We start from the raw sequence: 18,241 nt of genomic DNA, 5'->3' as shown, positions 1-18,241 counted from the left end.
GACGGAAAACCGCAGACCAGCGCAATTAAACAAAAAGGGCGCCCTGACGGTGATCAGGACGCCCTTTGCAGGCAAGGGCGAAGAACCCTGCCCAGCCATTATACGCTCAGCGCGTCAGCTTCTTGTAAGCAAGCCGGGTTGGGCGGTCTGCGGCGTCACCCATGCGGCGACGCTTGTCCTCTTCATAGGCGGCGAAATTGCCTTCGAACCATTCGACATGGCTGTCGCCCTCGAACGCCAGAATATGCGTCGCCAGACGGTCGAGGAAAAAGCGGTCATGGCTGATAACGACCGCGCAACCCGCGAAATTCTCGATCGCCTCCTCCAGCGCGCCCAGCGTTTCGACGTCAAGGTCGTTGGTCGGTTCGTCAAGCAGCAGGACATTGCCGCCCTGCTTCAGCATCTTGGCCATGTGCACGCGGTTGCGCTCACCGCCCGACAGCTTGCCGACATTCTTCTGCTGGTCCTGCCCCTTGAAGTTGAACGCCCCGACATAAGCGCGCGTCGACATATCGTGGCCGTTGACCTTCACATAATCCAGGCCGTCCGAAATCTCCTCCCAGACATTGTGCGAAGCGTCGAGATCGTCGCGGCTTTGATCGACATAGCCAAGATGGACTGTCGGCCCGATATCGACATCGCCGCTGTCGGGCTGTTCCTGCCCGGTGATAATCCGGAACAGCGTCGATTTACCCGCGCCGTTCGGCCCGATCACGCCCACGATTCCGCCCGGCGGCAGGTTGAACGAAAGGTCTTCGAAAAGCAGCTTGTCGCCATAGGCTTTCGAAATGTTCGTCGCCTCGATCACCTTGTTGCCCAGGCGCTCCGGCACCTGGATAACAATCTGCGCCTTGCCCGGGGCGCGATTTTGCTGCGCCTCGACCAGCTGGTCGAACTTGGCGATACGTGCCTTGGACTTGGTCTGACGCCCTTTGACGCCGGCGCGAATCCATTCAAGCTCATCCTTGATCGCCTTTTGGCGACCCGATTCCTCGCGCGATTCCTGCTCGAGTCGCTTGGCCTTTTTCTCCAGATAGGTCGAATAATTCCCCTCGTACGGGAAGTATTTCCCGCGATCGAGTTCCAGAATCCAGCCCACGACATTGTCGAGGAAATAGCGATCATGGGTGATCATCAGCACCGCGCCCTCATATTCGGCGAGGTGGTTTTCCAGCCAGTCGACGCTTTCGGCATCGAGATGGTTGGTCGGTTCGTCGAGTAGCAGGATCGACGGCTTCTGGATGAGCAGCCGGGTCAGCGCGACGCGGCGCTTTTCACCGCCCGAAAGATTGTCGACGCTCCAGTCGCCCGGCGGACAGCGCAGCGCCTCCATGGCGATTTCGAGCTGGTTGTCGAGCGTCCAGCCATCGACCGCGTCGATCTTTTCCTGAAGGACCCCCATCTCCTCCATCAGCGCATCGAAATCGGTATCGTCCTTCGGATCGCCCATTTCGGCGGAGATGGCGTTGAACCGGTCGACCATGTCGGCGACCTCTCGCGCACCATCCTTGACGTTTTCCAGCACCGTCTTGTCGGGGTCGAGCTGCGGTTCCTGCGCCAGATAACCGACGGTGATGTTCTCGCCGGGCCAGGCTTCGCCCGAGAAATCATCGTCTATCCCGGCCATGATCTTCATCAGCGTCGATTTACCCGCGCCGTTGGGGCCCACGATACCGATCTTGGCGCCTTGATAGAATTGCAGGTTGATGTTGGACAGCACCGGCTTTTGCGCACCGGGGAAAGTCTTGGTCATGTCCTTCATGACGAAGGCGTATTGAGCGGCCACGTTGATGCTCCGAAAAGGAATGCGATTTTGGGCGAGAAAGTCGCGCGCGATGTAGCGGCGGCGGCGGCGATTGGCAAACCGATAGCGCTTTTTTGACACGCGCATGCCGCCCCGCCATTTGGCTGAAAATCCGTCTCCGACGCACATAACCCTCTGATAAAACGTACATCCTTCTTCTTCACCAAACATGCGGCGGAACCTTTTTTCCGCCACGAAGTTGCCTGAATCGAACCCTGCGAAACACCAAGATGCATTGACGCACGCCATGGCGGCGCTAATGCGTGGAGGCTCGCGGTGCCGATTCCGGCACGGCACAGGGCTTATTGCAAAGGGAGCAAGTTTCTATGAAGAAGATCATGATCGTTTCGGTTGCCGCCGGCCTTATGGGCCTCGCCGCCTGCTCGTCGCAGACCCCGGCTGAAAACAATGCGGAAGCCATGGAAGCCAATGCCGAAATGGCGGCCGACAACTACGACATGATGGCCGACAACGCCACGACCGAAGCCGGCGAAGACATGTATGAGAACATGGCCGACAACATGGAACAGCAGGCAGACAACGCCGACGCCATGGAATCGGACGTTCAGTAATCCGGTTCGCCGGATGACGGGCCGGGAATGTGTGTGACGCAAGCATGCGCTCCCGGCTCCACTTCCCGCTTTGGGACCAGAAAGCCGGCGCGGACTTCCCCGTGACACGGCGGCGCGAAGCGGTAATTTCCCGTTCAGGGATATGAATTACCGATTGACGCGACTTCGACTGACGTTATTGGGGCAATTTCGCGACGGCGTTCGGGCCGGCCGCGAATCTGAATTCGTTTGGGAGCAAGGGTTATGAAGAAGATTGTTTTCGCCGCTGCTGCCGCCGGCCTGATGTCTCTGGCGGCGTGCTCGGGTGGTAGTGATGATACGACCAACACCGATGCGACGATGGCGAACCTCGATATGGGCGCCGACAACATGGACATGATGATGGATAACACCACCAACATGACCGACCCCATGATGATGGACAATTCCATGGATAATTCCATGATGTCCAACAACGACATGGACGCCATGTAATCGGCCCGACCGGGGCGCTCCGCTCCGGCTGTATCGAATATGGATTTGGAAAGGGCGTTACCCGACAGGGCGACGCCCTTTTCTTTTGTCCGGCACGTCGGGCTATGCATTGCCCCTGTAATGTCGCTGCCGAAGCGGGACGGCGGTGCACGGGGCGGATGATCCGCGATATGTTCCCACGCAGCAGGCGCCACCCTCACGGCGAGCGCCTGCGTTTTACATCAGCGTCAGAATTTCAGCTTCACGCCGCCTTTCACCGTCGGGCCATAGGTTTCATATTGCAGCAACCGCTTTGCCCCGGCCAAATTCTGATACGCGAAATACGGTTCGTTGTTCACGTTGATCCAGTCGGCATAAAGCTGGATCGTTTTGGTGATGTCGTACCGCGCGCTCAGGTCGAGCTGGAAATGCCGCGCGACATAACGGTCGTCGCTCGCCTCATCGCCCAGTTCGTCCAGATATTTACCGCGATAGGTGCCCGCCGCGCGCAGGCTGATCGGCCCTTTTTCATATCCCAGCACCGCGTTGAATGTGTGCTTCGACGATGTCGGTAGCGGAATGTCGCGCGGGTCGCTGGCATCGCCATCGGTATAGATGGTGCCCGTCGCATCGGTATAGGTATAATTTAACTGCACCAGCAGCCCGTCGAACGGTCCGGGCAGGAAGTCCAGAACCTGGCTCAGGCTCGCCTCCAGTCCGGTCACCTTCGCGGTTTCGCCGTTCACCGGCACGGTGAGTTCGGTATACGCCACGCCTTGATAGGTGCCCGGCATGTCGGTGCGCTGATCGACGATGAAATCGTCGATTTCCTTATGGAAGAAGGCAAGCGACACCGCGCCGCTGCGCGTGAAATAATAGGATGCCTCGGCATCGAAATTCCACGCTTTATAGGGGACGAGATAGGGATTGCCGACTTCCGCCTCGTCATCCTCGTTGACCAGAAAACGGGGTGCGAGATCGGAAAGATTGGGTCGGACAAGGCTGCGATAGGCAGCAGCGCGCAGCACCACGCCGGACCCGGCGGCGAAGCGCACGTTCAGGCTGGGCAGCCAACTGGTGTAGCTTCGCTCGAACGCGACCGGGCTTACGCATACCGCATCACCGCAATTGCCGGTTTCTTCTTCAACCAGATTGCCCTTTAGACGGTTGAAGGTACGCTCCATGCGAACCCCGCCGATTATGCGCAGCGCTTCGCTGTCCCACCGGCCAAGCGCGTATCCCGCCAATATGTCCTCACGCGCTTTGTAATCGTCGGCGGCGGAGTCATAAATCGTGCCGTCTTCGTCCAGTTCAAAGTCGCCGACATTGCCGTAAAAGAAATCGCGTGTCTTTCCCCAGTCATAGGCCGGGGCAATATTCGCCAGGTCATAGCTGGGATCGCCCAGCAGGTCGGCAAACGTCAGATCGCCGTCATAATCGCCATAATCATCCTGCTGCAGGTTATACATTTTGGTGCGCCAGCGCTGCTTGATGCCCGCCTGCAACGTGAATTCGCCGCCATCCATTGCAAAGCTGCGCGCAACATCGCCCTTCGCGCTGTATTCCTCATCCTGCGAATCCGACAAGGTCGTTCGCTCGATCTTGTCGAAACTGTAGGTGGCGGGATCGAAAAACGCCGTGCCGCCGCTGGTGATCGTATAGCTGGGAATGGCGGGGTCGGAATAATCGAAATTAACGCCCAGCCCCTCGCCTTCGAACTTGTGCGAAAAGCGGACGGGATCGAGCGAACCCGCTTCCTTCTCGCTCGATTTGGTCCAACCGCCCTGATAGGTCAGCTTCCAGGGACCGGTTTCGGTGGTTCCGCCCAAGGTCAGCGTGCGGATGCGCTGGCGTTCGAAACGATCTTTCAGGTCGCGTTCGACCTTGATCTCGCCATCGGCGTCGCTCCAATATGCCGATGTCGCGTCACCCGATGTCGGGTCTTCGTCGAACGAGAAGGTCAGCCGGTTGCGATATTCCTGATCGTCGAACTGGCTGAACACGCCGCGCGCGTATAGCGTGGTGGTGTCGCTGGGCTTGTAATCGAACGACAGCGAAGCGCTGGTCCGCTTGCGGGTTACGTCATAATCGCGAAATTCGGGTTGGTCGGCGAAAGCAACGCCGTCCGCGACATCCCATCCGCCGGTTTCGACATTGTCGGTTGAAAATTTGCGCTTGTAATAGGATATGCCGCCCGCAATCCCGAAATTGTCAGTCACTCGCGTCGCGAAATCCAGCCCCGCTTTGGGCGTGAAGGATTCACGCTTGTAATTGTAACTTCCCTCCATCTTGGCGGTCAGCAGGTCCTTCTTGCGGTCGAATGCGCTGGTGGTGTTGATCTCGATCGATCCGCCGATCGTGTCGCCATCCATATCGGGAGTGAGCGTCTTCTTAACCTCGATCGATTCGACCTGATCGCTCGACACCACGTCCAGCGCGACTTCGCGCACGTCGGATTCGGGCGCGGGGATACGAAGCCCGTTGAGCGAAGAGGAGTTGAGGTTGGGGTCGAGCCCGCGAACCGAAACGAACCGTCCTTCGCCCTGATCATCCAGAATGTTGATGCCCGGCAGGCGACGCAGCGATTCGGCGACATTCTGATCGGGAAACTGGCCCACCGCATCGCGGGTGATGACATCCTCTACGCCATCGGCCGAGCGCTTGCGATTCAGTGCACCGAACAAATTCGCCTGCTGACCGATGACCAGAATATCGCTGGTGGGCGTACCGAGCACCAAATCGCTGCGCACCACGCCGTCGGCCGGTACAGTAACCGATGCATCGACCGGCGCGACGCCCAGATAGCGCGCGCGTAGCGTATAGGTGCCTGCCGGAACATCGGCGAAGCGATATTGGCCGTTCGTATCCGCCTCGGCAGTGCGACCGAGTTCGACCAGCGTTATCTGCGCGCCTTCCAGAATGCGTGTCGCGGTGGCGTCGGATACCGTTCCGGTGACGTCGCCCGCATGCGCGGCGGCGGGCAGCGCCAATGCCGCCGTGCCCAGCAACAATCGGACACGCATCGTGGAAAACCTGCTCATCATATACCCCCTTCGCTGAATGGCTTTGCGCGAAGGGCGATTGCAGCGATCCGTGTCGCGGTGATGAAGCTGAGGTTACGAATGCGTGACGGTTGACGATACCGCATCGATCCGGCGGTCGCGCCACGTTGCGGCGGGTGTCATCGCCCTGTCGCATTTTATCCGCACGAGGCGGCGCGTTGCATTTCAACCGGGGAAAGTTTCACCATGCGCATCGCCCAATATCTGTTGTCTGCGGCGCTTCTGCTGATCGGGGGCTGTGCGACGACGTTGCAGGAGGCTGCGGTATCGTCATCCACCGTCGACGTGCCGGCCGTCGGGGAAACCGTTCCGGTTGCCACCGCAAATTCCGACGCCGCCGACGATCCGGCGATCTTTGCACGCACCGACAATGCCGCGTTCGCGGTGAACGGCAAGCGAGTGGAAGCACTTATTCTGGGAACAGACAAAAAAGCGGGCCTGTACGCCTTTGCCCTTGATGGAAAGGCGGTGCAGTTCCTTCCCGAAGGGCTGCTCAACAATGTCGATCTTCGAAGCGAAGGCGACGGCTTCATCGCCGGTGCATCCAACCGCACGCCGGGACATTCAGGCGTCTCGCTCTATCGCTACACCGGCTCGGGAGGCATCACCGATGCGGGATTTTTCACCACCGACCTTGCCGAACCCTATGGCTTCTGCATGGGCCGGCTGAACGATTCGCTGGTCGCTATCGTGGTGGGCAAGCACGGCGCAGTGCGCGAATTCGCGCTGCAGGATGAAGCGAACGGGAGCCTGACCGGGCGGGAAATCGCGCGGTTCGAGGTCGGCAGCCAGTCCGAAGGCTGCGTTGTCGATGACTCGACCGGAGCGCTGTATATCGGAGAGGAAGATGTCGGCGTCTGGCGCTATTCGCTGGGCAGGAGCGACGGCGCGCGCATTTCCATCGCCAAGACCGGAAATGGCGCGCTCGTCGCCGATGTCGAGGGGATGAGCATTCTGACCGACGGCGCGGCGCGCTATCTGATCGTATCGAGCCAAGGCGACAGCGCGTTTGCGGTCTGGCGGATCGATGGCGCTACGCCGCAATATGCCGGTCGCTTCCATGTCGCGGCGGCCAATGGCGTTGACGAAGTCACCGGCACCGACGGAGTCGACGCGCATGGCGGCGCGGTCGGCGGCTTTCCTTCCGGGCTGGTCGTCGTTCAGGACGATGTGAACGACGGCGCGGCGCAGAATTTCAAGCTGGTCGACTGGCGCGCGATAAAGGCGGCGCTCAAACCCTGATCGCGAAGCGTGATGGTCGGGGAGACAGGATTCGAACCTGCGACCCCCTGGTCCCAAACCAGGTGCGCTACCAGCCTGCGCCACTCCCCGACGCGCCAAGCGCCTACACCGTGGCGATCACTTCGACAACTCCCGTGACACGATAAAGCTGGGCGCTATGCTGGGTGCAAAGCATCGTAACGAAAAGGGAGGATTTGATGAAAAAGACAATGTTCGTTCTGGGTGGTGCGCTGCTGCTCGGCGCGTGCGGCGGTGGCGGCACGGCGGGTTCGGCACCGTCGAACAACACCGCGCAGACGGCGGCGTGCGAATCGAAGGACAACAATCCGAACTATTCGGGCTTTTCCAGCGCCGATATCGACTCGCTTCTGTCGAGCCGCGCCGAAACCCTTTCCGCCGCGCCGGATGCGCCCGAATGGGCTGATCAGGCGAAGCAGTTCGCGACGACGTTTCTGGGCAAGATCGGGATCGCGCCCGATTCGCTTTGCAAGGGTGATTACAAGGATATCCAGACACTGATGGGAGCCGAAATGGACCTCGAATCGCGCTCGCCGCAGGACAAGCCGGGCACGCTGACCGGCGATACGCTGCAAAATTACGTCCGCACCTTGTATCAAACGGCCGGGCTGACCGCCGATCGTGGCTATAAAAAACTCGACGATCAGGTCGATTACACGATGAAGGCGGTGAAGCGCACTCGCGCATCCTGGAGCAACTAACGCGATGCGGCTGGTGGGCCCGGCAGGACTCGAACCCGCAACCTAGCCGTTATGAGCGGCCAGCTCTAACCAGTTGAGCTACAGGCCCCCCAGCCGTTTGCAGCCGATAGCCGAGGCGATCCCCGGCAAGCAAGCATGATTACGCCCGAATGCGATCGAGCGCGACGATCAGGTCGCTTTGCGACGCCGCCTGCACGTTGCGCCGCGCCAGCAGTGCGAAGACCGCGTCCCACCATCCATAAAATGCCTTCAGATCGGCTGCATCGCGGACATAGGGGGTGAAACCGGGCGTCAGCGATGGCGAATGGAAGCTGAAATTCAGCACGCGCACCCCCTCGCCCAGCGCGACCCGAATCGCCTCAAGCGCATCGTCCAGCGGCATGTCCTCAGGCGTCATCGCGACGCGCGCCATCATGCCCGTCCGCGCAAACAGCCCTCGCCCGCGCGGAATTTCGCCTAGAAAGCGGTAAAGCCGTTCGCCGCCGGCCCGCACTCGCCCGGTAAAAACAGTGGTAAGCGGCAGTTCGGCCAACCCCGCCCGCCGGTCCAGCCAGAAAGCGTGGTTGCCGACCGCGCGAAAATCCGGACCGCCATGCCCGCCATAATCGTATCTGCTTCGCATCGAACTATCGATTCGATATCCGCGATCGGCGAGCAGTCGCGCGGTCGCTGGCCCGATCCCATAACGCCCCGCCCGGTAGATTCGCGGAGCCGTGCCAAAGGCGCGCGCGATTTCATCGGTCAGCGTATCCAGCTTTGCCGCTTCCAATTGTTCGGGCAGGTTGCCGGGAAAACTGTTGGTGGCGCAGATCGCCTCCTGAATAGGCGGATTGACCCACGGATGAAGCTGCGTGCCGACCGCCCCGCCATTTGCCACTACCTCGCGCAAGGCGTCGATCGCGGCGGGCGCGGTGGCGACCGGATGGTCGATCAGATAGACCGGCGCGCCTCCGCCCTCGCACAGCCGCTTATGCCCATCCGGCAACGCCGCCATGGCGCTGGTCGATCGCGATGCCGAATCGAACGGGGCGGTCCAGTCGAATTCCTCTTCGGTATCGACGAAAAGGGTGAAGCGCGTGCCGAAATCATCCGGCCATGCCACCGGGGAGCCGGGGCGTGGGCGGTGGCGGCGCGTTTGCGCCCGACCGTTGGGCGAAATACCGTCCGCCATCGATTCAGATGTTGTGCGCCTGCCCCATATCCGCCAACTCTGCCTCAGGCAGTCGCAAGGTCAAGTGATCGCTTTCGAAAAGCAGCGCACCACCCAGTTCTCGTGCGAGATTGCGTGCCAGGCGGAGCGCAAAGCCGGTGCCAAGCGTGACGATGTCGTCACGCTCCTCGTCATCCAGGGCTTCGGCGTCACCGGGATAGCCGATCAGGCCTTCCGGCCGGTCGAAACCGATGGAAAGCTGCTGCGAACCGGTCCGGTCGATGGTGATCGCGATATGCTCGCCCCGCCCCGCCAAAGCGACGAGCGTAGCTGTCAGCCGGGCAAGCAGTCGTCGTACCGCGCGCATGTCGCCACGCACCGACAGTCCCGTAAAAGGCACGGCAAGCGACGCGCCACGAAGCGTCAGCAATGCGCCAAGCTCTTCTTCGATTTCCGTGAAAATCCCGTTCAGCGCCACGCTTTGCGGTCGCAGGTCAAGCGCGTTGTCGGCAATACGCGCGGCAAGGTCCAGATCCTCGATCACCCCCACCAGGTCCCGCGCCTGAGTACGGATTTCGGTGGCGCGCTCGCGATATTGCTGCGCGACCGGTCCGAAATATTGTTCTTCGATCATTTCGGCGAAACCGCTGATCGCACCCGCCGGCGTCCGCAATTCATGCACGAGCTGACGAAGCTGCTGCGCCGCCGCGCGTTCGGCCCCGCGATTTGCGTGACCGGCATGTTCGTCGCGCCGCGGACGACGGCCGGTGCCGCGATAGCCGGTGAACCGTCCATTTCTGGAATCGAACGTCGGCGTGGCGGAGATCAACCAGTCGCCCGCCGCTTCGCAATCGCCCTCCACCACCAGCCGCGCGTTGGAAAAGGGCGAACGGCGGCGGAGCGCGCCCGATGCGCCCGCATCGACGCGAGACATGCCCGGCACGCCACCGAAATCTAGCGATAGGCCGATCAGCGGCGCCCGCTCGATTCCCTCCACCCGGCGGACAACGCCCTGTGCGTCGGTTTCGAAACGGAAATGATCGGCAAGCCGCACAGGCGCGACGACCGGAGCGCCTGCCTCCCGGTTTCGCTGATATTCGTCAATGCGCGCAACCACATCGGCGATGCGGAACGGACCATCGGGCGCGGCGGGCGCGTCCGTGCCGCTCTCCGCTTCCCCGGTCTGTTCCTCGACACTTGCTGGCGTCTGCGCCTCGGCACGGCGGAAAGCGAGTGCGACGATCGGCATTTCGCGCGCGATCGATCCCACCGCAACAAAGGAACCGTCGTCCTTCACCTGCATCGGCGGTGCGACGCCGCTCCCCTCCCCTTCCTGCCTGGAACCCGCTCCGGCATCCGGATCCGTCGGCATAACGGGGCCTTCGACAACGGATGCGGGCATAGCATGCGACTCGGCGCTATGCGCATCCGATGGCGGAAGCACCAGATCGTTCGGCCCCCATGCTTCCAGCGCCGCGATAACCTGTGGTGAGAGGTCGCGACGGCCGCGCAGCACCGATCGCGCCGATGGCGTAAGGCGCGGTAGCAGCGCGATCCAATCATCCGTCGCCATGCGGGCGCTGCGCAATATGGGAAGCGCGATGACCAGTTCGTCGATCGCCATCAGGTACACGATCGCCGGCGGTGGATCGGCGAATTCCAGCGCACGGGCGCTTGCAGCGCGCACCGGCGGCGGCACGTCGGCGCGGATCGTATGCAGCGCATGTATCGCATCGCGGGTCACGGGCGCACGACGCCTGCCCAACAGGTCGACCAGCTGCCTCCACAGCGCCTGGCGACCGAAATCGGTCGAAGCGTCGGTGGTCAGGACCGTGTCGATGGTATCGTCGAAGTGCAACCGCATGTTCCATATCGCCGCATCGATTCACGGCGTAAATGATTGCTTAACGTCGAGGTTCAGGCGCTTGAAGCGCGATAATTTTCGCGTCGCATTGTGGGACAATTGCGTTAAGCGGTAATTATATTATGCTGGCCTACCAACCCAAGCACGAAACACACGCCCCTTTAGCGGAGTACCCCATGGCGCTCGATCATATCGACCGGCAAATCCTGATGCTGCTTCAAAACGACGGGCGAATGACCAATGTCGAACTGGCCGAACGGGTTGGACTTACCGCCCCGCCCTGCCTCAGACGCGTTCGAGCGCTGGAGGACGAAGGATCAATCCGTGGCTATCATGCCGAACTCGATCCGCTCGCGCTCGGCTATACGATCACCGTCTTCGCGATGGTCAGTCTGCGCAGCCAGGCGGAAAGCGACCTGGAGGCGTTCGAACGCCATGTCGCCGACATTCCAGAAATTCGCGAATGCCATATGCTGAACGGGGAAATCGACTTCATCCTGAAAATCGTCGCGGTCGATCTAAAAAGTTTTCAGCAACTGCTCACCACCAAACTCACCTCTGCATCGAACGTATCGAGCGTGAAAACCTCGCTCACCATCCGCACGTCAAAGATGTTGCCCGGCATCCCTGTAACCGAAGATTAAAAAAAGGGGCGGCCGGTTGCTCGCGCCGCCCCTTTTACAGCAAATTCGTCGCAGCGTCAGCCGGCGCTGGGCGTTGCGGCGGGCGCCGCGCTCGCGCCGCCCTTGCTGTCGAGATAGAGCATCCACATCTTCACGATGTCCGCGCGTGCGCCAGTCGCGTTGACGGACTGGAACGTTTGCTTCGCCTGATCGGTCATGCCCGCATCGGCAAGCGCGATACCAAGCCGGGTGTTGACGGTGGGCGTATCCACCCCGCCCTTCTGGATAGCAGCACGATACAGCTTGACCGCATTCTGGTAATCGCCATTCGCCAGATAGGCATCGCCGGTCTGCGACGCGAGCTTGCCGTTCGCCGACGCCATCGCCTTGCTTTCCAGCGAACTGAGCGAACTGTCGCGCTTGATCGACTGTTGCGCCGATGAATATAGTTCATCGATATTCTGCGCCTTGGCAGGGATCGCGCCATTCTGACGCCCCTCGTCGATTACCGCCTTCGAAGCGTAGGGCAGCCCCTTCTGGTTCGCCAGCAGCGCATATTCGTAATAGTCATTCTGCCCGGCGAGCGATTTTGTCGCGCGCATCAGGCGGAGCAGGTCCAGCCGCGCATCATCGTCGATCTTCACGCCACTTTCCTGCGCATTCTGCTGGTACAGCTTGATCATGTCGCGCCAGTTTTCGGCATTCGGATAGGCGCTGACCCACATGCGCGCCCAATCGTTGGTGCCCGCATTATCCTTGGCCTTGTACGCCTGTGACAGGCCGAATTTGTACCAATCCTCAGGAACCTGCTCACCGCTTGCCTTGCGCGCCGCGATCGCTTCTTTCAGCGACGCCAGGCTCTGCTGGGTCGCGCCGGTATCGGCCTCAACCCGCGCCATCAGCAGCGGAAGCTGCGGATCGCTATACCCCATCTGCTTGGCCTTGGTCAGATAGCTGAGCGCGGTGTCGTTATCCTTTTCCTGCAGCGCGATCTGGCCACGGTAAAAGCTGTATTTGGCGCGATCTTCCTGTGACGTGCGCGGGCTGGCGATCAGCGTTTCCAGCGCGGGTTTCATCCGCGCATTGTCCTGTTCGCGCGCAGCGAGCGGTAGCCCCAGCGCGGCAACGAAATATTTCTCGTCGTCGCTTTTGGCGAGTTTCGCCGCTGCGTCGAGATGCGTCTTCGCCGTCGCGGTGTCGTTCGCTTTCAGCGCTTCCTGCGCAGCCTGCGCCTCGGTGCGGAATTCCTTGCTAAGTTCGAGGGGCTTTTCCTCGTCCTTCTTCTTGTCCTTCGCCGCGGCCATCGGCGCGGTCGCCACCATGGCCGTCGAAACGCCGACGGCAAGGGCCGCTGCCATTGCAGCCTTGGATACGAATTTCATCGTCAAAATTCTCCTCTTGCGGGGGGCCGTGCCAGGCCGCGAACCCGTCTAATGGGCGGGTGCGCGCCGTTCAAGCCGCACGGTTTCCCTCGTGTAACAACGTCATGCTGAACGCGCTTTGAACGCGTGTAGTTTCATGGCTTTGACGCGGTTTGAATGCACCGCTAGGCAATGCCGCATGATCGCCCTTCTTTCTCCCGCGAAAAGCCTCGATTTCGCTTCCGATCTTCCCCACCTCACCGTCGCGACACCGCGTTTCGATGATGACGCCCATGCCATCGCCCGCTCGGCCGCGCGTCTTGGCGCGCCGAAGCTGGGCAAGCTGATGGGCATTTCGGAAAAGCTCGCCAAGCTGAATGCCCAGCGATTCCGCGATTTTGAAACCGCACCCCAACGCCCGGCCCTGTTCGCCTTTTCGGGCGATGTGTATCGGGGGCTGGAAGTGGCGACGCTTGAAGAACCCGCTATTTCGTTCGCGCAGGATCATGTGCGCATCCTGTCGGGGCTGTACGGATTGCTCAAACCGCTCGATACCATTCGTCCCTATCGCCTTGAAATGGGAACGAAATGGGCGCCGGGCCGGGTGAAGAACCTGTACGAATACTGGCAATCGCGTATCGCCGATGCGCTCGCCGCCGACGTCGCGCTCGAAGGGTCGGGGACCGTCCTAAACCTCGCGAGCCAGGAATATTGGGCCGCGGTGTCGGGCAAACTTTCCGAAACGGTGCGGGTGATCGACGTGGACTTTCGCGAACCCGGCCCCGACGGCCCGCGCTTCGTCAGCTTCCATGCGAAAAAGGCGCGCGGCATGATGGCGCGCTGGCTGTGCGAACACCGCGTGACCGACATCGACGCGATGAAGGGTTTCGACACCGATGGTTATCGCTTCGACGCGGATGAAAGCAGCGAAAATCGCTGGCAATTCACGCGCGCATGACCCGCGCCGCAGTTGTCATCGGTGCATCGGGCGGCATCGGTGCGGCGCTCGAGGACGCACTTGTCGAAGAAGGTGAGTTCGCAAAGGTCTGGGGCCTTGCCCGTTCGCGCAGCGGCGAAGCGCATATCGACATCACCGACGAAGCAAGCATCGAAGCCGCTGCCGCACGCGTAGCGAAAGGGCCGCCGTTACATCGCGTCATCGTCGCGACCGGCCTGCTGCACGATGGTGAGCGTGGCCCGGAAAAGGCGATGAAGGATCTCGACGGCGACTGGCTGGCGCGCAACTTCGCGGTGAACGCGATCGGCCCGGCGCTGGTCGCAAAGCATTTCGTGCCGCTGCTCGCCCAGGGAAGCGCCGCCGTCTTTGCCGCGCTGTCGGCAAGGGTGGGCAGCATCTCCGACAACCGCCTTGGCGGCTGGCACGGCTATCGCGCATCCAAGGCCGCGCTCAACATGCTTGTGAAAGGCGTGGCAATAGAGGCTACGCGCACCAACAAGCGCTCGATCGTCGTCGCGCTCCATCCCGGCACCGTCGACACGCCGCTGTCGAAGCCGTTCCAGGGCAATGTGGCGCCCGGAAAGCTGTTCGACCCCGGCCGCGCGGCGCTTCAGCTTCTCGACGTGATCGACGGCCTCAAACCCGTGGATACGTGCAAAGTCATTGCATGGGACGGCGAAGAAATCGCTCCCTGACCCTGCCCCGGCTGCGCATCGCCCCATACTTTCCGCCCGCGTACGCGCGGGCGCGCGCGGCTTGCGATGAAGCCGCGCACCGGCTAGGGTCGCAACATCACTGAAACCTTACCCGAAAGCGTTGTAATTTGACCGACGAGACCGTCCTCGCCGACCCTTCGGACATTTCCCCCATCTCGATCGTGGACGAGATGAAGTCGAGCTATCTCGACTATGCGATGAGCGTCATCGTCTCCCGCGCGCTTCCCGATGTCCGCGACGGCCTGAAGCCGGTGCACCGGCGCATCCTGTTTTCAGCGCATGAAAGCGGGTTCCATTACAACCGGCCCTATCGCAAATCGGCGCGCATCGTCGGTGACGTGATCGGTAAATATCATCCGCACGGCGATACCGCGATCTATGACGCGCTAGCGCGCATGACGCAGGACTGGTCGATGCGGGTGCCGCTGATCGACGGTCAGGGCAATTTCGGGTCGATGGACCCCGATCCGCCCGCCGCGATGCGGTACACCGAAGCGCGCCTCGCGCGCCCCGCCGCCGAGCTGCTGAGCGATCTCGACAAAGACACGGTCGATTTTCAGCCGAACTACGACAATAGCGAGCGCGAGCCGCAGGTTCTGCCTGCACGTTTCCCCAACCTGCTCGTCAACGGCGCGGGCGGCATCGCGGTCGGCATGGCGACCAATGTCCCGCCGCACAATCTGGGCGAAGTCATCAACGGCTGCCTCGCCTATATCGAAAACGGCGCGATCACGACCGAAGAGCTGATGGAGCACATTCCCGGTCCGGACTTTCCGACCGGCGCGACGATCCTTGGCCGTTCGGGCATCCGCTCGGCGTATGAAAGCGGCAAGGGCTCGATCCTGCTGCGTTCGAAATACGATATCGAACAGCGCGGTGAACGGCGCTCGATCGTGCTCACCGAAATTCCGTATCAGGTCGGCAAGGCTGGGCTGGTTGAGAAGATCGCCGAGGCCGCGAAGGAAAAGCGGATCGAGGGCGTTTCGGACATTCGCGACGAATCGAACCGCGAGGGTGTTCGCGTCGTCATCGACCTGAAGCGTGACGCCACGCCCGAGGTCGTCCTGAACCAGCTTTGGCGTCACACGCCAGCGCAATCGAGCTTCCCCGCCAACACGCTCGCCATTCGCGGCGGTCGGCCGGAGGTGCTGAACCTTCGCGACATCATCGAAGCGTTTGTGAAGTTCCGTGAGGAAGTCATTACGCGGCGGTCGAAATTCGAACTCGCCAAGGCACGCGACCGGGCGCATATCTTGCTCGGTCTTGTCATCGCGGTCACCAATCTCGACGAAGTCGTCCGCATCATCCGCGGTTCGGCAAGCCCCGCCGTTGCGCGCGAAAACCTGTTGCAGCGTGAATGGCCGATCGCCGAAATCGCGAGCTATATCCGCCTGGTCGAAGCGGTCGAGACCGAGATTGAGGGCGACACCTACACGCTGTCGGACACGCAGGTCCGCGCGATCCTCGACCTTCGCCTCCACCGCCTCACCGCGCTTGGCCGCGACGAGATCGGCGACGAACTCGCCAAGCTCGCCGATTCGATCGCCGAACTGCTCGAAATCCTCTCCAACCGCGCCAAGCTGTACGAAATCATGCGCGAGGAGCTGGTCGAGGTGCGCGATGCCTATGCGACGCCGCGTCGTACCGAAATCGGCGCCGCCGCCGACGGGATCGAGGACGAGGACCTGATTGAGCGTGAGGACATGGTCGTCACCGTGACCATGCAGGGCTATATCAAGCGCACCCCGCTCGCCACGTTCCGCGCGCAAAAGCGCGGCGGCAAGGGCCGCGCCGGCATGGCGACCAAGGATGAGGACGCGATCACCTCGCTCTTCGTTACCTCCACCCATACGCCGGTGCTGTTCTTCTCCACCCATGGCAAGGTGTATCGGATGAAGGTGTGGCGCCTGCCCGAAGGCGGTCCTGCCACACGCGGCCGGCCGATGATCAACCTGTTGCCGCTCGCCAATGGCGAAGTCATCTCGACCGTCCTGCCATTGCCCGAGGATGAGGGCGAATGGGCGAACCTTCACGTCATGTTCGCGACCGCCGAAGGCACGGTGCGCCGCAATTCGATGGACGCATTCACCAACGTACCTTCGAACGGCAAGATCGCGATGCGCTTCGATGACGACAGCACCGACCGGCTGATCGGGGTGCAGTTGCTCAGCGAAGACAATGACGTCCTCCTCGCCACCCGGCTGGGCAAGGCAATCCGCTTCGCCGGCACCGATGTGCGCGAATTCCAGTCGCGAACCTCGACCGGCGTTCGCGGCATCCGGCTTGCCGATGGCGACGAAGTCATCTCGATGTCGATCCTGCGCGGCTTCGACGCCACGCCCGAAGAGCGCGACCAGTATCTGAAGGCCGCACCGTGGAAAGAAGGCGAGCGCGACATCACCCTCAGCTCCGAACGCATGGCCGAATTCGAACGCGACGAGGAGTTCATCCTCACCGTCACCGCCAACGGCTATGGCAAGCGCACAAGCGCGTACGAATATCGCCGCACCAATCGCGGTGGCCAGGGGATCACGAATATCGTCTCGTCGGACCGTAACGGCCCCGTCGTGGCGAGCTTCCCCGCGACCGACGGCGAACAGCTCATGCTCGTCACCGATCAGGCGAAGCTGATCCGCACCATGGTCGGCGACATCCGCATGACCGGGCGCAACACGCAGGGCGTGACGATCTTCCGCGTGGCCGATGGCGAGCATGTCGTGTCGGCGGCCAAGATCGAGGAAAGCGAGGACGAGGCGGAAATCGACCTTTCCGACGGGCCGGAGGGTGGCGTTCCTACCCCCGACGGTGATACCGGGGAGGACCTAGCAGCCGGCCCCCAGGAGGATTGAATGGATCGCCCCGAAATCGCGTACAAGGTTCTGACGGATGAAGAGATGCCGCTCTTCGAAGCGGACCGGTTCGAGGGATCGGAGGTCGATCGCAAGGACGGCTATGTTCACCTGTCGACCGCCGACCAACTCACCGAAACGGTGAATCTGCACTTCAAGGACGTGTCCGATGAAGATTTGTGGGTGCTCGCGGTGGACCTGGAGGTGCTCGGCCGCCAGATCCGCTGGGAAAAGGCGCGCGACGGCGCCGAGTTTCCGCACCTCTACGGCAAAATCCGCCTCGACACCGTGATCGGCTACAGCCCGCTCGAACGCGACGAGGACGGCATGGTGAAACTGCCCGTGGCGGGGTGACCCAGCGTCACCCGGTTATCGAGCTGGCCACCGCCGTCCCTCCGTCATTGCGAGAAGCCGAAGGCGACGAAGTAATCCAAAAGCGCCGCGCGCACCGCTGGATTGCTTCGCTATTGCTCGCAAGGACGCATCCCAAAAAAAGGCGAGCGACTGCCTACAGCGCCAGCACTACTCCTCGGAGAGTTCAACCAGCAGTTTAGTTATGAGATTTCTCTCAATGCTCGACTAGGCGGCTAGGCCATTTCCTATCGACCGTAAGCTAACAAAGCGAACATGATCATCCAGATGACTAAAGCTACTGTGTAACTCTTCGACCCGTCCGAACGAGTGCGGTTGAGAATCCAAGCAACTATCGAGGGAACAGCCCACACGATTGCCCCTTCTATGCCGAACACTACCGTCGTGATGAAAGCCATAGCCAATACAATTTGCCACAGACGAACGTAGTTGAGCATCTGGATGATTTTATCTGAGTGCAGGCGGCGATCAAGTTACAATCCGATTGCTTTTTCTA

At 61.3% G+C, this 18,241-nt stretch carries 14 protein-coding genes and 2 tRNA genes; 9 read left to right on the top strand and 7 right to left on the bottom strand.

Features of this window, described 5'->3' with window-relative positions:
* Window positions 1-106: 106 nt before the first annotated feature.
* Window positions 107-1,786 carry an energy-dependent translational throttle protein EttA gene (ettA, locus tag KY084_RS08245; protein WP_219237985.1) on the bottom strand — a complete coding sequence of 560 codons (1,680 nt, stop codon included), beginning with the start codon at window positions 1,784-1,786 and terminating at the stop codon, window positions 107-109.
* Window positions 1,787-2,130: 344 nt separating this feature from the next.
* Between ettA and KY084_RS08240 the strand changes: the two genes are divergently transcribed.
* Window positions 2,131-2,376, top strand: coding sequence for a hypothetical protein (locus KY084_RS08240; RefSeq protein ID WP_219237984.1), 246 nt, complete (start codon window positions 2,131-2,133; stop codon window positions 2,374-2,376).
* A 243-nt stretch (window positions 2,377-2,619) separates the two neighbouring features.
* Complete coding sequence (locus KY084_RS08235; protein ID WP_219237983.1) at window positions 2,620-2,850, top strand: hypothetical protein; 231 nt, start codon at window positions 2,620-2,622, stop codon at window positions 2,848-2,850.
* Between the two features lie 227 nt (window positions 2,851-3,077).
* Here the strand turns inward: KY084_RS08235 and KY084_RS08230 are convergent, their stop codons facing one another.
* Complete coding sequence (locus KY084_RS08230) at window positions 3,078-5,870, bottom strand: TonB-dependent receptor (protein WP_219238076.1); 2,793 nt, start codon at window positions 5,868-5,870, stop codon at window positions 3,078-3,080.
* A gap of 207 nt (window positions 5,871-6,077) precedes the next feature.
* Here KY084_RS08230 and KY084_RS08225 point away from each other — a divergent pair, with 207 nt between their 5' ends.
* A complete protein-coding gene (locus KY084_RS08225; protein WP_219237982.1) occupies window positions 6,078-7,133 on the top strand; it encodes a phytase in 1,056 nt (351 codons plus the stop codon).
* Window positions 7,134-7,146: 13 nt separating this feature from the next.
* Here the strand turns inward: KY084_RS08225 and KY084_RS08220 are convergent.
* Window positions 7,147-7,223, bottom strand: a tRNA-Pro gene (locus KY084_RS08220).
* A gap of 107 nt (window positions 7,224-7,330) precedes the next feature.
* Between KY084_RS08220 and KY084_RS08215 the strand changes: the two genes are divergently transcribed.
* Entirely contained in the window at window positions 7,331-7,852 is a 522-nt protein-coding gene (locus KY084_RS08215; RefSeq protein ID WP_219237981.1) for a hypothetical protein, read from the top strand.
* Between the two features lie 11 nt (window positions 7,853-7,863).
* On the opposite strand, the gene KY084_RS08210 is transcribed toward KY084_RS08215, so the two are convergent.
* From KY084_RS08210 to KY084_RS08200, 3 genes are all read right to left on the bottom strand, one after another.
* A tRNA-Ile gene (locus tag KY084_RS08210) sits at window positions 7,864-7,940 on the bottom strand.
* A gap of 51 nt (window positions 7,941-7,991) precedes the next feature.
* Complete coding sequence (locus tag KY084_RS08205) at window positions 7,992-9,023, bottom strand: polysaccharide deacetylase family protein (RefSeq protein ID WP_246586993.1); 1,032 nt, start codon at window positions 9,021-9,023, stop codon at window positions 7,992-7,994.
* Between the two features lie 4 nt (window positions 9,024-9,027).
* Entirely contained in the window at window positions 9,028-10,866 is a 1,839-nt protein-coding gene (locus tag KY084_RS08200; RefSeq protein WP_219237980.1) for a histidine kinase dimerization/phospho-acceptor domain-containing protein, read from the bottom strand.
* Between the two features lie 176 nt (window positions 10,867-11,042).
* Here KY084_RS08200 and KY084_RS08195 point away from each other — a divergent pair, with 176 nt between their 5' ends.
* A complete protein-coding gene (locus tag KY084_RS08195) occupies window positions 11,043-11,510 on the top strand; it encodes an Lrp/AsnC family transcriptional regulator (RefSeq protein WP_219237979.1) in 468 nt (155 codons plus the stop codon).
* A gap of 56 nt (window positions 11,511-11,566) precedes the next feature.
* Here the strand turns inward: KY084_RS08195 and KY084_RS08190 are convergent, their stop codons facing one another.
* The gene (locus KY084_RS08190; RefSeq protein ID WP_219237978.1) at window positions 11,567-12,871 is read right to left on the bottom strand and encodes a hypothetical protein; all 1,305 of its coding nucleotides are present in this window, start codon (window positions 12,869-12,871) and stop codon (window positions 11,567-11,569) included.
* 178 nt (window positions 12,872-13,049) lie between these two features.
* Here KY084_RS08190 and yaaA point away from each other — a divergent pair, with 178 nt between their 5' ends.
* From yaaA to KY084_RS08170, 4 genes are all read left to right on the top strand, one after another.
* The gene (gene yaaA / locus KY084_RS08185) at window positions 13,050-13,808 is read left to right on the top strand and encodes a peroxide stress protein YaaA (RefSeq protein ID WP_219237977.1); all 759 of its coding nucleotides are present in this window, start codon (window positions 13,050-13,052) and stop codon (window positions 13,806-13,808) included.
* Window positions 13,805-14,503 carry an SDR family NAD(P)-dependent oxidoreductase gene (locus tag KY084_RS08180; protein WP_219237976.1) on the top strand — a complete coding sequence of 233 codons (699 nt, stop codon included), beginning with the start codon at window positions 13,805-13,807 and terminating at the stop codon, window positions 14,501-14,503. The genes yaaA and KY084_RS08180 overlap by 4 nt, the downstream gene beginning before the upstream one ends.
* A gap of 128 nt (window positions 14,504-14,631) precedes the next feature.
* Window positions 14,632-17,373: a DNA gyrase subunit A gene (gene gyrA, locus KY084_RS08175; RefSeq protein WP_219237975.1), complete on the top strand. Its 2,742-nt coding sequence runs from the start codon at window positions 14,632-14,634 to the stop codon at window positions 17,371-17,373.
* Window positions 17,374-17,727, top strand: a complete 354-nt coding sequence (locus KY084_RS08170) for a DUF952 domain-containing protein (protein ID WP_219237974.1) — start codon at window positions 17,374-17,376, stop codon at window positions 17,725-17,727.
* Window positions 17,728-18,241 lie beyond the last annotated feature (514 nt).

Origin of the sequence: Stakelama flava (genome assembly GCF_019351405.1) — a bacterium.
Taxonomy (GTDB): domain Bacteria; phylum Pseudomonadota; class Alphaproteobacteria; order Sphingomonadales; family Sphingomonadaceae; genus Sphingomonas; species Sphingomonas flava_A.
This window is presented reverse-complemented; position numbering and strand designations above follow the sequence as displayed.

Excerpts from the sequence above, each read along its gene's own strand:
- KY084_RS08240 (WP_219237984.1), top strand. The coding sequence starts at position 2,131 with ATGAAGAAGATCATGATCGTTTCGGTTGCCGCCGGCCTTATGGGCCTC.
- KY084_RS08235 (WP_219237983.1), top strand. The coding sequence starts at position 2,620 with ATGAAGAAGATTGTTTTCGCCGCTGCTGCCGCCGGCCTGATGTCTCTG.
- KY084_RS08230 (WP_219238076.1), bottom strand. The coding sequence starts at position 5,870 with ATGAGCAGGTTTTCCACGATGCGTGTCCGATTGTTGCTGGGCACGGCG.
- KY084_RS08225 (WP_219237982.1), top strand. The coding sequence starts at position 6,078 with ATGCGCATCGCCCAATATCTGTTGTCTGCGGCGCTTCTGCTGATCGGG.
- KY084_RS08215 (WP_219237981.1), top strand. The coding sequence starts at position 7,331 with ATGAAAAAGACAATGTTCGTTCTGGGTGGTGCGCTGCTGCTCGGCGCG.
- KY084_RS08205 (WP_246586993.1), bottom strand. The coding sequence starts at position 9,023 with ATGGCGGACGGTATTTCGCCCAACGGTCGGGCGCAAACGCGCCGCCAC.
- KY084_RS08200 (WP_219237980.1), bottom strand. The coding sequence starts at position 10,866 with ATGCGGTTGCACTTCGACGATACCATCGACACGGTCCTGACCACCGAC.
- KY084_RS08195 (WP_219237979.1), top strand. The coding sequence starts at position 11,043 with ATGGCGCTCGATCATATCGACCGGCAAATCCTGATGCTGCTTCAAAAC.
- KY084_RS08190 (WP_219237978.1), bottom strand. The coding sequence starts at position 12,871 with ATGAAATTCGTATCCAAGGCTGCAATGGCAGCGGCCCTTGCCGTCGGC.
- yaaA (WP_219237977.1), top strand. The coding sequence starts at position 13,050 with ATGATCGCCCTTCTTTCTCCCGCGAAAAGCCTCGATTTCGCTTCCGAT.
- KY084_RS08180 (WP_219237976.1), top strand. The coding sequence starts at position 13,805 with ATGACCCGCGCCGCAGTTGTCATCGGTGCATCGGGCGGCATCGGTGCG.
- KY084_RS08170 (WP_219237974.1), top strand. The coding sequence starts at position 17,374 with ATGGATCGCCCCGAAATCGCGTACAAGGTTCTGACGGATGAAGAGATG.